Source organism: Cognatishimia activa, from assembly GCF_001458335.1.
Taxonomy (GTDB): domain Bacteria; phylum Pseudomonadota; class Alphaproteobacteria; order Rhodobacterales; family Rhodobacteraceae; genus Cognatishimia; species Cognatishimia activa.
In genome coordinates this window covers 61,179-74,282 of sequence record NZ_CYTO01000020.1, presented here as the reverse complement: position 1 = coordinate 74,282, position 13,104 = coordinate 61,179, and the positions used below count along the sequence as shown (strand labels likewise).

The 13,104-nt window shown below is 55.0% G+C and carries 14 protein-coding genes; 4 read left to right on the top strand and 10 right to left on the bottom strand.

Annotated elements, in window-relative coordinates; translation table 11 throughout:
- Positions 1-123: 123 nt before the first annotated feature.
- The 3 genes from TA5113_RS10150 to TA5113_RS10140 form a co-directional block, all read right to left on the bottom strand.
- Positions 124-1,383, bottom strand: coding sequence for a Na+/H+ antiporter NhaA (locus tag TA5113_RS10150; protein ID WP_058315100.1), 1,260 nt, complete (start codon positions 1,381-1,383; stop codon positions 124-126).
- Positions 1,384-1,585: 202 nt separating this feature from the next.
- Positions 1,586-2,614 carry a permease gene (locus TA5113_RS10145; protein WP_058315101.1) on the bottom strand — a complete coding sequence of 343 codons (1,029 nt, stop codon included), beginning with the start codon at positions 2,612-2,614 and terminating at the stop codon, positions 1,586-1,588.
- Positions 2,607-2,945, bottom strand: a complete 339-nt coding sequence (locus tag TA5113_RS10140) for an ArsR/SmtB family transcription factor (RefSeq protein ID WP_058315102.1) — start codon at positions 2,943-2,945, stop codon at positions 2,607-2,609. The genes TA5113_RS10145 and TA5113_RS10140 overlap by 8 nt, the downstream gene beginning before the upstream one ends.
- A gap of 124 nt (positions 2,946-3,069) precedes the next feature.
- Between TA5113_RS10140 and TA5113_RS10135 the strand changes: the two genes are divergently transcribed.
- From TA5113_RS10135 to TA5113_RS10125, 3 genes are read left to right on the top strand one after another with little or no spacing between them, the layout of a single operon-like run.
- Complete coding sequence (locus TA5113_RS10135; protein WP_058315760.1) at positions 3,070-3,708, top strand: LysE family translocator; 639 nt, start codon at positions 3,070-3,072, stop codon at positions 3,706-3,708.
- Between the two features lie 9 nt (positions 3,709-3,717).
- Positions 3,718-4,296 (top strand): uracil-DNA glycosylase family protein, encoded by a 579-nt coding sequence (locus tag TA5113_RS10130; RefSeq protein ID WP_058315761.1) that lies wholly within the window; start codon positions 3,718-3,720, stop codon positions 4,294-4,296.
- Between the two features lie 5 nt (positions 4,297-4,301).
- The gene (locus TA5113_RS10125) at positions 4,302-5,090 is read left to right on the top strand and encodes an SseB family protein (protein WP_106387475.1); all 789 of its coding nucleotides are present in this window, start codon (positions 4,302-4,304) and stop codon (positions 5,088-5,090) included.
- A gap of 75 nt (positions 5,091-5,165) precedes the next feature.
- On the opposite strand, the gene TA5113_RS10120 is transcribed toward TA5113_RS10125, so the two are convergent.
- Together TA5113_RS10120 and TA5113_RS10115 are read right to left on the bottom strand one after the other, a co-directional pair.
- Positions 5,166-6,095 (bottom strand): 2-hydroxyacid dehydrogenase, encoded by a 930-nt coding sequence (locus TA5113_RS10120; RefSeq protein WP_058315103.1) that lies wholly within the window; start codon positions 6,093-6,095, stop codon positions 5,166-5,168.
- Entirely contained in the window at positions 6,092-6,502 is a 411-nt protein-coding gene (locus TA5113_RS10115; RefSeq protein ID WP_058315104.1) for a VOC family protein, read from the bottom strand. Before TA5113_RS10115 ends, TA5113_RS10120 begins: the two co-directional genes overlap by 4 nt.
- Positions 6,503-6,592: 90 nt before the next feature.
- Between TA5113_RS10115 and TA5113_RS10110 the strand changes: the two genes are divergently transcribed.
- Positions 6,593-7,423: a LysR family transcriptional regulator gene (locus TA5113_RS10110; RefSeq protein ID WP_058315105.1), complete on the top strand. Its 831-nt coding sequence runs from the start codon at positions 6,593-6,595 to the stop codon at positions 7,421-7,423.
- On the opposite strand, the gene rodA is transcribed toward TA5113_RS10110, so the two are convergent.
- The 5 genes from rodA to TA5113_RS10085 form a co-directional block, all read right to left on the bottom strand.
- On the bottom strand, positions 7,420-8,559 hold the full coding sequence (gene rodA / locus TA5113_RS10105) for a rod shape-determining protein RodA (protein ID WP_058316706.1): 1,140 nt from the start codon (positions 8,557-8,559) through the stop codon (positions 7,420-7,422). The two genes, TA5113_RS10110 and rodA, sit on opposite strands and share 4 nt — an antisense overlap.
- The gene (mrdA, locus tag TA5113_RS10100; RefSeq protein ID WP_058315107.1) at positions 8,556-10,502 is read right to left on the bottom strand and encodes a penicillin-binding protein 2; all 1,947 of its coding nucleotides are present in this window, start codon (positions 10,500-10,502) and stop codon (positions 8,556-8,558) included. The genes rodA and mrdA overlap by 4 nt, the downstream gene beginning before the upstream one ends.
- The gene (locus TA5113_RS10095) at positions 10,499-11,026 is read right to left on the bottom strand and encodes a hypothetical protein (protein WP_058315108.1); all 528 of its coding nucleotides are present in this window, start codon (positions 11,024-11,026) and stop codon (positions 10,499-10,501) included. Before TA5113_RS10095 ends, mrdA begins: the two co-directional genes overlap by 4 nt.
- A complete protein-coding gene (gene mreC, locus TA5113_RS10090; RefSeq protein WP_058315109.1) occupies positions 11,019-11,921 on the bottom strand; it encodes a rod shape-determining protein MreC in 903 nt (300 codons plus the stop codon). Before mreC ends, TA5113_RS10095 begins: the two co-directional genes overlap by 8 nt.
- A 76-nt stretch (positions 11,922-11,997) precedes the next feature.
- Positions 11,998-13,038 (bottom strand): rod shape-determining protein, encoded by a 1,041-nt coding sequence (locus TA5113_RS10085; RefSeq protein WP_058315110.1) that lies wholly within the window; start codon positions 13,036-13,038, stop codon positions 11,998-12,000.
- Positions 13,039-13,104 lie beyond the last annotated feature (66 nt).

Here is a 13,104-nt window from a genome sequence, read left to right as displayed (position 1 = left end):
CGACCTTTGTTTATTATGACGGATTTGATTGATCCCTGACAACATATGCGTCGCGATTAGGGCGAAAAAAAGGCAAAAACCGGCGCGATGGCACCGGTTTCTGTGTGTTTTGAAGGGGATGAGTTACTCCGCCGGCGTCAATTCAGCCTTTTCAACCCTAAAGACCTTGCCGGCAATGATGGAAATCACCGCTGCAAAGAAGCTGAACAGCGCCCCCATCTTGGCCGCGTCTTGCACGTCCCCAGGCGGGAAGGCCACAGAGGCGACAAAGAGCGATACGGTAAAGCCAATCGCGGCAACAAAGCCGATGACCACAAGATCAATGATGCGCATGCCCTGCGGAATACCAAGCCTTAGAGGAACCGCCGCGAACCAGCCAAAGAGCAGGATGCCAATCGGCTTACCAATGATCAAACCTGCGAGAACAAGCCATGTCGCATCTCCGATGGCGCTGAATTCTACACCAGCATTCAAAAGGCCAAAGAAGAACAGGATAATCTCAACCGGATGTTTGAGCGCGTGCTCAATCACGTTCAGCAAGTCGTGTAGATGGGTTTCCGCTTCCGAGAACATACCAAAGGCACGGTCGGCATGAGGGATCGCCGGAACGATTGGCAACAAGCCAAGAGCTGGGTGAAGGCCCGAGCGCATAAAGCCGTACCAGCTGACGCAGCCAGCAACCGCATAAGGCACGAAATGTAGGTTCTTGCGAACCCAAGTGGAGTTTGGCCGGTCTTGGTTGCCGCGGTCAAGCCGACGTGGCAGCCAGTTGAAAACCAGGAAAACCACAATAGCGGCACCGAAAGAGGCCAGTAGCCATTCTGGCGCTAGCTCGCTTGATGGGTAGAATATTGCAAGGATAATTAGCCCGGCCGCATCGTCAGCAATCGCGAGAAGAAGTAGGAAACGCACTGCGGGGTGACCCGCTCCAAAAACCAGTCGACCCACGAGATAGGAAAACGCAATGTCCGTTGCAGTCGGGATCGCCCAGCCGTTTGCCACAGCGTTGTAAGTGTCAGAGCCCAGCAAGAAGGCCAGACCTAGGTACACGCCGATTGGTCCGAACATACCGCCCGCTGTCGCAAAAAGCGGCGTTGCGGCCTTTTTGCCTCTTAGAGAGCCGTCATTCAAAATCACCGCTTCCCAGACTTCCTTGGCGGCCATCGCAAAGAAGAGGGCCATGAGAATGTCATTGACGAGATAGTGCAGCGTGAGGGTGCGATGACCGTGGTGATAATGCCCGATCGGCGCATGGTCCCAGATCACGAATTCCACAAAGTGATGGTAGGTTTCAGGGTTCGTATTTGCCCAGAACAGCGCAAGAATTGCGCCGAAAATTAACAGAAGCGAGTAGTTCGTTAAGAAATTCCAGACGCGATACATCGATGCTCCCCCGAATTTTGTTTTTGAATGGATAGCCCAAGATTGGATTTCAAACAACGAAATCAGCAGCAGTATGAGCGGTTTTGACGCGGATTTACGGCCCAAAACGCCAAATTGAATGTTGGAATAAAGTCGCTGTTAAACAAAAACAAACGCTGCATTGCAGCAATGCAGCGCTTGTCATTGTCAATTAATGGTTGTGTCAGGCGATGAATTGCCAGCTTATTCCAGCCATGAAAGCGCCGACCATCGCGAGGCCAAGATAGGCCCCAAAGACGCGTGGTTTCACGAGCGCCCACACAGCGATGGCAGCGGGGACAGAGCTCACACCGCCAGCAATCATGAAGCTCATGGCTGCGCCCGGTGCCATACCTTGTAGAAGAAGCGCGTCCACCAATGGAACAGCCGCATAGCCATTCAGATAAGCCGGTGCACCGACCAAGGCCCCAAGTGCGATTGGTTGAAGGCCTTCGCCACCCAGCACATTCGCAATCCAAGATGCGGGCACGTAGTGGATCATCAGCGCTTCGACCGTATAAGCCAATGCGAGCCACTTTAGGAGGAACACGGCGTTCTCGATCGCGGTTTCCCTGAAAACGGTCCGGCGGGTGTCATCGCCCCAGAATTTCCAAACCGGTGTCTCAGAAAATGGCGCTTTGACCCCGCAGCAACCGCCCACTTGAGGCTTCTCGCGCAGCGGATCTGCAAAGACGGAGGATTTAGCAAACCACATGGTCATGAAGCCGCCAAAGAGCCCAAGCCCCACCGCAGACGCGGTTTTGGCGATAGCAAAGTCAAATCCAAGCTGACCAGCGGTGATTGAGAACATGGCCGGATCCATCAAAGGCGATGCCAACCAAAAGGCCATGACCGCAGACAATGGCGTGCCCGCAGCGAGAAGGGCCGCAATGAAGGGGATCACTTCGCAAGAACAGAAGGGCGCTAGCCCACCGAGAAGTGCAGCGAAGACGATCATGCGGCTTTCTTTGCCAACAAAGGCCTTGGCGAGCACGTTCTCTGCGCCGGTCGCTTTTAGGTAGGCGATGGCCATGACTGCAAACGCGATAAAGGGCGCAGTGCCAAGGACGGCATTTGTCGCAAAGGAGACCGTTGGAATAAATTGGGGCCGATCAAAGACCGCAACAGCAACCAATATCAGAACCAAAGCCAGCCAGGCTTTGTCCACGCGTCTGAAGAGGTGTGGTGCAGGAGAGTGGGTTGTGTCAGCCATGGCTGCAATCCTCTGTATCAAGATCAGCACAGCATTCCTTGAGCAGAAACTCAGACAATGCGCGCACCTCGTCAAAAGCAACAGCGGCGCAAATGATGCTGCGACCTTGCTTTTGTTGGTTAACAAGGCCCGCTTGGGCCAAGATTTTCATATGGTGTGTCAAAGTGGACCCCGTAACGCCCGTGCGTTCGCCCAGTGCACCAATCGTAAGGCCCTGATCGCCCGCCCGCACCAAGGTGCGCAAAACGCTAAGGCGTTGTTCCGAGCCAAGGGCCGCGAAAGTAGAAGCGGCGACTTCGAGGCTGATATCGTTGAATGCTGTATTTTTCATAATTCTAGAAATATCGAAATAAAAAATTCACGCAAGAGATATTTTCATAATTTTCGAAATATAGAATTGATTTGCTTTTACCGGGGTGGCACGCGAGGGTGAGCCTGCTTGCAAGGAGACCTTTATGACGCTCGCAGACATTTTGACTTTTGCCTTTGTTGCCAGCCTCTTGGTGATATCACCTGGCCCGAACGGGGTGCTTATCGCAAAAACCGTTCCGACGTCCGGTCGTCGGGCAGGGTTTGCCAACGTCGTGGGATTTTTGACCGCCTTTTACTTGCATGGAGCCTTTTCAATATTCGGTCTGTCATTGCTTTTGACGCAATCGGCCACTGCTTTCGCGGTGCTAAAGTACCTCGGAGCTGCTTACCTTTGCTGGATCGGTTTGAAGTCACTAATGGAGGCTTTGAATGGTTCGACTGCGTCCGTTGCTGTTGCACCTGCGAGACGGGCGCGTAGCTTGCAAAAGTCTTTTGTTGAAGGGTTTCTGACCAACGCACTGAACCCGAAAGTGTCAATGTTCTACCTTGCGGCTTTCCCACAGTTCATCATGGTGGGCGGCAACACAGCGCTGACTTCTCTGATGCTGGTCACAATCCACGCCTTTATCAACGCGATTTGGTTCACTGCGATGGTTTTGCTTTTAGCACGGCTGTCCGCCGTTTCGCGCGATGCTGGGTTCCAACGTTGGCTCAAGGGGGTTACCGGCGTGGTGTTCCTTGGTTTTGGCGCGAAGTTGGCGACATTGCGGGCTTCTGCCTAGCATAATGTGGTGGGGCTACGGGCTGACATATTATCTTGTCGGTTGTGTTCGGATCGGTTCGAACACACCCATACGCGACATAGGCCGAGACCAGTTGTCTGGTTCCGTCCCGGCGCGCGTATTCTTGTAGCGGGACAAGCGCCGGGTGCGCGGGTCCATGAAAGCGGGCGACCCTTCACTGATCCATCCGGCGACCGGTTGAGAGAGTGGATGGGGATTGGGGAAGATGTCTTCTATGATCAAAGTAAGCTCGCGATCCTGCCGATGGCGTTCTGTTTTCCGGGATACAATGCAAAAGGCTCTGACCTGCCGCCGCCCCCAATATGCGCAAAAACTTGGCGCGACGGGGCTTTGGCTGAGCTGGGATCGGTCCGCTTGACGCTTTTGGTTGGTGGTTACGCACAAAAGTGGCATCTGGACGCACGCGGCGTCACTGAAACAGTTTCCGCTTGGCGCGACCATGCGCCCACCGTCTTTCCCTTGCCACATCCGTCTTGGAGGAATACGGCATGGTTGAAGAAACATCCGTGGTTTGAGGCCGAGCTATTGCCAGCTTTGCGCCACGCTGTCCAAGAGGCCCTGACGTGACCGAGATTGATCTGACCCCGCTTGATAAAGCCCATGCGGAAATGGAAGCAAACACCGCTGACGACAATGCGCGCTTGCGGTTTTATGAACGCCTTGCGGATGCGGAACTCTTCTTGTTGCTGGAGAAAGAGCCTGAAAACGAGAAGATCTCTCCTGAGGTGTTTGAGGTGCAGGATCATTCTTTTGTGCTGGTTTTTGATACAGTGGATCGCTTAGCGGAATTCGTCGGGAAGCCCGCGCCCTATGTCGCGCTCTCCGGTCGTGTTGTGGCGGGCATGCTGGCCCCGTCGGGTATTGGCTTAGGCGTGAACCTCGAAGTCGCGCCGTCTTCGATCTTGATACCGGCGGAGGCGATGGGCTGGCTCGTGGACACGCTTGGCAATGCACCAGATGAGGTGGAAGCGCGGATGTCTGAGTTCACCGCGCCTGCCGGTTTGCCAGAGACATTGGTGACGTCTCTGGACGCAAAACTATCGACAGCGGTTGGCTTGGCGAAATGGGCCTATTTGGTTGGCACGGTTCAGGAAAACGGAACGCGGTCCCACATGATCGGTTTTGTAAGCGCTGTTGACGGTGCACAAAGCGCCTTGGCGAAGGCGGTATCGGAAGCTTTGACCTTCTCAGGTATCGAGGCCGGCGCCTTGGATGTGGGGTTCTTTGACAGCAATGATCCAGTCGCTGCGCAGCTTGCACGGGTCGGTTTGCGGTTTGATTTGCCGGAACCAGAGAAGCCAACGGAATATGTACAGGTCGCTCCGGGAAGCGATCCTGACAAACCGCCGATTTTGCGGTGAGGTGGTCCCGGGATTTTCTTTGAAAATCCTGCCTGCGGCGCGGATATTTGAGCCAAAAAGAAAGCCGGATTTGCGTTAGTATCCCGCTGCTTTGTCCACCTGATGGAGCAGGGATTGACCGCTCTCGCAGCGTGCGATGTTTTCGGCAATAACTTCTGATGCAGAACTTGGGCGCGTTTCAGCGGCAATATGCGGTGTCACGGTGACCTTTGGGTGCGACCAATAAGGATCATTGGCTGGTAGAGGCTCAATGCGGAAAACGTCTAGGGTTGCATGGGCAATCTGGTCGTGATCGAGAGCTGCGATCAAAGCGGCATCATCAATCAGCGTCCCTCTGCCAGGATTGATGATCCGAGCGCCTTTGGGCAAATGGGCGAGTGTCTCAGCATTCAGCGTGTTCTCGGTGGAGGGGGTATTTGGGAGCAAGAGCACGACAATCTCTGCGCTCTCGAGGGCTGCGGTGAGACCCTCTTCACCGAATTGACAAGTGATCCCGGCAATTGATTTCTTTCGCCGCGACCAACCTGTCATCGCAAACCCCAATCCAGCAAGGGTGGTTGCACAGGCGGTTCCAAGTTCACCGAGACCTAAGATCGTGATCTTACGATCCTGCGCAAGTGGCGGGGTTTTCGGGGTCCATTGCCCGTTTTGACTGGCCAGCGCCTCGTCAATCCCCAGATGATACCGCATGCAATGACCGGTGACCCATTCGACCATCCCCTGCGTTAACCCCGGATCCACCATCCGGCAAAGCGGTTGGGTGAGGGATAGATTGCCGACGATCTTTTCGACACCTGCCCAAAGGCTTAGGACCGCTTTGCACTTGGTGAATGGGCTAAAGTCTTTTAGGTCGCTGACTGGCGCGTAGATGATATAGTCTGAGTCCTCGGCGGGGTGTGCCGTGCTGAGGTCAATGCTCAGGCTTCGGTCCTCAAATGCTTTGGTAAGTGGAGCCTCGTAAGTTTGCCAGTTTTCGTCACCAGCGGCGAAGAGAACTTTGATCACGACGCAAACACTCCGCTTTCATCATGAAACCCCTTGATCTCGATTGGGTTGCCAGACGGATCATAAAAAAACATCGTGGCCTGCTCTCCAGGCTCGCCTGCAAACCTGATCTGCGGGGGGATTTCAAATTCAATCGTTTGATCTTCAAGCCGCACCAATAGATCTCGCCACTGAGGCATTGGCAGCACTGCTCCGAAATGTGGCATCGGGACATCGTGTTTTCCCACCTTGCCGGATTTCGTTACCGGAAAGGGTGTACCAAGGTGGAGCGATATTTGGTTTCCAAAAAAATCGAAATCGACCCAGGTCTCGGCAGAGCGGCCCTCTTGGCAGCCCAGAATGTCGCCGTAAAACATGCGGCTTTTGTCCAAATCTGTGACGTGAAATGCGAGGTGGAACGCTGGCATTGGAGTATCCTGATGTTGTTTCGTTAGAGATAACACGTCCTTATAAATTTAGGTTAGCTTTCTTTTGTTTCTTCTATAGTAAGTAAAACTATGGATCTAAAGTTCTTGGAAAGCTTTCTCTTGGTTGCCGAGCACAACAGCATTGCTGCCGCGGCACGTGCGCAGAACCTTACCGCTGCGGCGGTCTCTCAGCGATTGACGGCGTTGGAGGCTGAACTTGGCGTGAAGTTGGTCATACGTGAAGGACAGAAGATGGCGATCACCGCAGACGGGGCCGCGATCCAGCCAACCGTGCGTCACATGCTTCATCTGCGTCATGACATGGAGCGGTTGTTGGCCTCAAAGCAGCTCTCTGGAACTCTGCGTGTCGGGTCAATTTCGACTGCCCTCAGCGTGTTTGGTGCCGACCTGGTCGAGCGCATGCAAAGAGAGGCGGCAAAGGTGTCCTTACAGTTGCAGCCGGGTTCATCGGAAGAGCTCTATGAAGCGTTTGAAGCGCGAGACATTGATATGGCTGTCGTGGTTGCGCCGCCTTTTGAATTGCCCAAATCGGTCCGCTTTTACGAGATCGCAACGCAAGAGATAGGTCTCGTCCGTCGCAAGGATAAGCCTCAAGATCAGCCCTTTGTTGTCTATGACCGTAACTCATGGGGCGGCCGCACGTGCTGGGAAGCGCTGCGCCAATATAACCATAGCCCTCGCGTGATCTGTGAGATGGACGCGCCTGAGGTGATCGCTCAGATGGTCATCGACGGCTTGGGGCAAGCTGTCCTGCCCAAATGGCCGGGGCTCAGACTTGATGACGCCAATCTTCACTTTGAAAGCCTTGGCGTCTCCAGATCGATTGGGTTGCTTTGCTGGCAAAGCCAGGTCGATGCACCGTTGACTGAGCTGATCCTGAAATTGATGCAGTTCCGTTAGCGCGGGCGATGCACATGGGCGCTTTGCACCAAGCCAAATGCCACCATCAAGACAAGCATCGCGGATCCACCATAGCTCACCAGCGGGAGCGGCACGCCCACCACCGGTGCCAATCCCATCACCATGGACATGTTCACCGCGAAGAACAGGAAGAAGGTGCCTGCAATGCCCATGGTCATCAGTGACGAGAACCGATCTTTGTTTTGGATCGCCGACACCACGCAGAAGACGATGATTAAGGCATAAAGAAGCAGCAATGAAATCGCGCCGATAAAGCCAAACTCTTCCGCAAGCGTGGTAAAAATGAAGTCTGTGTGTTTTTCCGGTAGGAAGTTTAGTCGACTTTGGGTGCCTTGCATAAAGCCGCGCCCGGTCCAGCCGCCGGAGCCCAAGGCGATTTTGGATTGGGTGATGTGGTAACCTGCCCCGAGCGGGTCAGAGGCCGGGTCCAAGAATGTATCGATACGGCGGTATTGATAGTCTTGTAAAAACTGCCAACCGGTTCCACGCGACTGAAACACGGCTGTGACAAGGCCGACTGCGAGCGTGATGACCGCCGCGAAATAAGCCCAGTGAACCCCGGCAAGGAAAATCACAATGGCTCCGCCCATGAGCAACAGAAGGGATGTACCAAGATCGGGTTGTTGCAAGACAAGATATGTCGGCAACAGGGTGATCAAGATTGGCAGCAATATCCACTGTGGCTTGGAGGTACGGTTTGCCGGGAGCCAGTCGTAATAAGCCGCTAAGAACATCACTAAGGTGATCTTCATCAGCTCTGACGGTTGCAGGCGCATGAACCCAAGATCAATCCATCGCTGCGCCCCCATCTGAACGGTGCCCATAACCTCTACGAGGATCAAAAGCACCAATGAGGCCGCGTAGAGCACACCTGAAACATTGCGCCAGAACCATATCGGTACCATGGCAACGCCGAACATAAGCACGAGGCCCATGATGAAGCGTTTCATTTGTGCTTCCGCCCATGGGGTGTAGGACCCGCCGGCAACGGAATACAGCATGAGAAAGCCCGCGCATGCGACGGTGATTAGAAGCACCACCAACGCCCAGTTCATATGCAGGATTTTGCGAAGACCGGTGGGTACCGATTTGACGGAATACTCAAGATAGCTCATGCGCGGTCGTTTCCTGAGCTACCCAAGCTTGGGTTTTCGAGGCGTAAGCGTTCTTGCTGTGACTTTATGCGGTTGCGATCTTTTGACGGGTAAGCGTCAAGCGGCGGGTCGCCATCATAAAGCGCTTGAAGTGTGATGTCGCGGGCAATGGGTGTCGCTGCTTTAGAGCCGCCACCATGCTCGACAACAACCGCAACAGCGATGCGCGGATCGTTGTAGGGGGCGAAGTTCACAAACAACCCGTGGTCGCGACGCTCCCATGGAAGGTCTTCGTTACGAATAACGCCGGCGCGACGTTCCGCGGCCGTAATGTTGCGCACCTGGCTGGTGCCTGTTTTGCCCGCAAGGCGCACTTCATCTTTGATGATGCGCTGGCTGTAGGCCGTGCCTTTGCGATGGTTTGATACCGCAAACATCGCCTGGCGTACCATGCGCAGGTGGTTTGGATTGACGTCCAGGTCCGGAACATCTTCGGCGGGAACCGTTTGATCGATACCGTTGATCGATTTCAGAAGTTGTGGCTCCACAGCTTTGCCAGATGCCAGTCGCGCGGTCATCACGGCCAGTTGCAATGGTGATGTCAGCACAAATCCTTGACCGATCGATGCGTTTACAGTGTCACCAATCACCCAGTCTTGATCGATATTTCGGGCTTTCCAGCCTTTTGTCGGCGTTAGGCCGGTGGCAACCGCAGACATTGGAATGCCATGCTTGACGCCGAGCCCAAGACGGTTTGCCATCTCGGTGATCTTTTCAATGCCCACTTCCAAAGCGCATTCATAAAAGAACACATCACAGCTTTCCCGCAAGGCGCCTTCCAAGTTCATATGCCCGTGGCCACCACGCTTCCAGCAGTGGAAGTCACGGTTGGAAACCTTGAGCTTGCCGGAGCAGTAGTAAGTCGTCTTGCTGTCAATCACGCCCGCTTCAAGTGCTGCGAGGGCGACGACCATTTTATAGGTGGAACCAGGTGGGTAGGTGCCCTGCACAGATTTTGTTGCCAACGGGCGATGATCGTTTTCCGTGAGTGTGGAATAATCGGCGACCGAAATACCCCGCACGAATAGGTTGGGATCAAAGGTCGGCGCGGAGTTTATCGCTAGGATTTCTCCCGTCTTGCAGTCCATAACAACGGCGGCGGCGCTTTCGTCGCCAAGCCGCGCTTGGATATAGCTTTGCAGCTTTTGATCCACAGTGATCTGCAGGTCATCCCCGGTTTGACCTTCGCGTCGATCCAGCTCGCGCATGACACGGCCAACGGCGTTCACTTCAACCTGTTTGGTTCCCGCTTTGCCCCGCAGCTTCTCTTCGCGTTTGGCCTCTAGGCCAACCTTTCCGATTTGGAAACGCGGGATCAAAAGCAACTGATCGGGATCTTCGATCTTTGAGAGATCATAGTCAGAAACGGGGCCGACATAGCCAACCACATGGGCGAAATCTACTCCATAGGGGTAGACACGTGACAGGCCAACTTCGGGAGTCACACCCGGGAGAGCCGGGGCGTTCACTGCCACGCGAGACATTTCCTCCCAGCTGATGCGCTCTGCAACCGTGACTGGCAGGAACGGCGGAGACCGCTTCATCTCTGTCATCGCCCGGTTCAAAGCGGTGTCATCCAGCTCAATCAATGTCGAGAGACGGCCGATAACTTCCCCAACATCGCCAGCATCCTCGCGGACGATGGTAATACGGTAGCTGGGTTCGTTGGCGGCGATGGTGACTCCGTTGCGGTCATAGATCTCGCCCCGTGCTGGAGGGATTAGGCGTACGTTGATACGGTTCTCTTCTGCAAGAAGCCGGAACTCATCCGCTTGGTCGACCTGCAAATACCGCATGCGTAGGCCCAACAACCCCATGAACCCGAGCTGTGCGCCGCCAAGCAACAAGGCGCGGCGGCTCAGCCGGTTATGACTTGCGGCAGTTTCTGCGGCAGTGCGCTTCACGTCAGGTCTCCTTCACGGAAACGGGTCTGGCGGATGCCCATCAGTAGGCCAAATCCGCTTGCAACGATCGGATAGATGACAAAGCTGCTGATCAATTGGATCAATGTAAGGCCCAGAGATGACTGATCCAGCAGGAATATCGACAGGAGAACGCGGTTGCCAATCACAATCGCGGCAAGACCAGCGGCTGCCGTAAGCCATTCCATCGAGAACTGCATTTCAACCCCCGTCATGGAGCGTCGGCGCAGGTTTTCAGTGACGATGACCGTGAGTGCAGCCATCAGGCCGGGGGGGCGAGACAGCAGGAAGTCAGCGAGCAGCATAAGACCTGCTATGAGATAGACCGGCGCGTAGTCAGGACGGCGCAGAACCCAAACCATCATCAAGACCAGCAGCAGATCCGGTCCAGCGAAGTTGCTGGGAACCGTGTTCAACGGCATGAGTTGCCAGTACAGGATCCCCAGTGCCAAAACCGCGAAGGTGATCCGCATGATCCATGGTTTTGCGCCAGAGGTCTCAGCCATCGCTGCCCTCCGACGATAGGTCGCTTTGAACGAGACCTTCAGGGGCGATCAGCTCGCCCGGTTGTTCAATCTGTTCTTTGCCGTAATCGCGCAAGACACGGAGGAACTCCAAGCGTTCGTAGTCTGCTGCCAACCGGACGCGAAGGCGACCACCGGGATCTGATGCAATGCGACCAATCAAAAGTCCCGCGGGGAAAACACCACCGTCACCCGATGTCACCACCCGGTCACCGGGGCGGACTTGGTCGGCATTTTCGACAAAGTCGATATGGGGGGCGAGGGTGTTGTCGCCCACGATCAGTGCGTTTTGGCCTGAGGGCTGGATCGTTGCTGGAATACGCGATGATGCGTCCGTCAATAGGATCGTACGGCTGGTGGATTCACCGACGCCCGAGATGCGTCCCACAAGACCGATCCCATCCATCGCGGCCCAACCATCCACAACTCCGTCGCGTGCGCCAATATTTAGCAGCACCGACTGACGGAAGGGGGAGCCACTATCCGCAAGAACAACGCCAGTGATGTAGGTCAGCCGCGGATCAAGCCGCACGTTGTTCAGATCCAATAGCCGTGCATTTTCTTGTTCAAGCTGCAGCGCGGCTTCTTTCCAAGCCTTCATCTGCTGCAATTCGCGACGGAGTTCTTTGTTTTGCTCCACGACCCGTTGATAGCTTTGGAAATCGCGGAACAGGTTGATCGTCCCAGTGACAGGGGCCATGGCCCATTCAAAGGATGGCACAAACCGGTCAACAAGGTTTGCGCGGAATTGCTCAACCCGAGGGCTATCTATGCGCCAAAGCAGGAAGATTCCCAGCAGGCACACCACAAGAATGCCCGCAAAGAGCCGCTTGAGCGGGGCGACATAATCTTCACCCTGTGTCCTGTCTCGGGCCATACGTCCTCCGGTTCAGAACAATGCCTGCAAAAGAATATGGCGAGGCAAGCGTGTCTGCCAAGAAAATTGCGCGCGATCAGCTGTCGTAGTCAATTGCGTGGCGCAGTTGCTTTTCGAATTCCAGCGCTTTGCCGGTGCCCAAAGCCACGCAGTTCAGGCTCTCATCCGCGATAGAAACCGCAAGGCCAGTCTGTTCACGCAGCGCGAGGTCCAAATCGCCTAGTAGTGCACCGCCGCCCGTCAGCATAACGCCACGGTCAACGATATCTGCTGCCAGATCCGGTGGAGTTGCTTCCAGCGCGGTCATCACTGCTTCGCAGATTTGCTGCACAGGTTCTGCCAGAGCTTCCGCCACTTGCGCCTGTGAAATTTCGGTTTCTTTTGGGACGCCATTCAACAGGTCGCGACCACGGATTTGCATGGAAGAGCCACGGCCATCGTCTGGCATGCGGGCTGTGCCGATCGAGGTCTTGATGCGTTCTGCGGTGGATTCACCCACCAGCAGGTTTTGCTGGCGACGCAGGTAAGAAATGATCGCTTCGTCCATACGGTCACCACCGACACGCACGGAGCGCGCGTATACGATGTCGCCCAGAGAGAGGACCGCAACTTCGGTTGTGCCACCACCAATGTCGACAACCATGTTACCGGTTGGATCGGTGATTGGCATACCTGCGCCAATCGCAGCAGCAATCGGTTCTGCAATCAGGCCTGCGCGGCGTGCGCCGGCAGAGAGAACCGATTGACGGATCGCGCGTTTCTCGACTGGTGTGGCACCGTGTGGGACACAAACAATGATCTTTGGCTTAGAGAAGGTGGAGCGTTTGTGCACTTTGCGGATGAAGTGTTTGATCATCTCTTCCGCAGTATCAAAATCCGCAATCACACCTTCACGCATTGGGCGGATCGCTTCAATGGAACCCGGGGTCCGGCCCAGCATGAGCTTTGCGTCTTCGCCCACGGCGAGGACTTTCTTCACGCCATCTTTAACATGATAGGCCACCACAGAAGGTTCGCTGAGAATAACACCTTTGCCTTTAACATAAACAAGTGTGTTGGCCGTGCCCAAGTCGATGGCCATGTCAGACGTAAACAGTCCGCCAAGATTTCCCAGCATTTCTACCCCGATCCCCAAATACGATTCTATGTCGGCCCGCGACTCTGGGTGAGTTCGGGCCGCTCT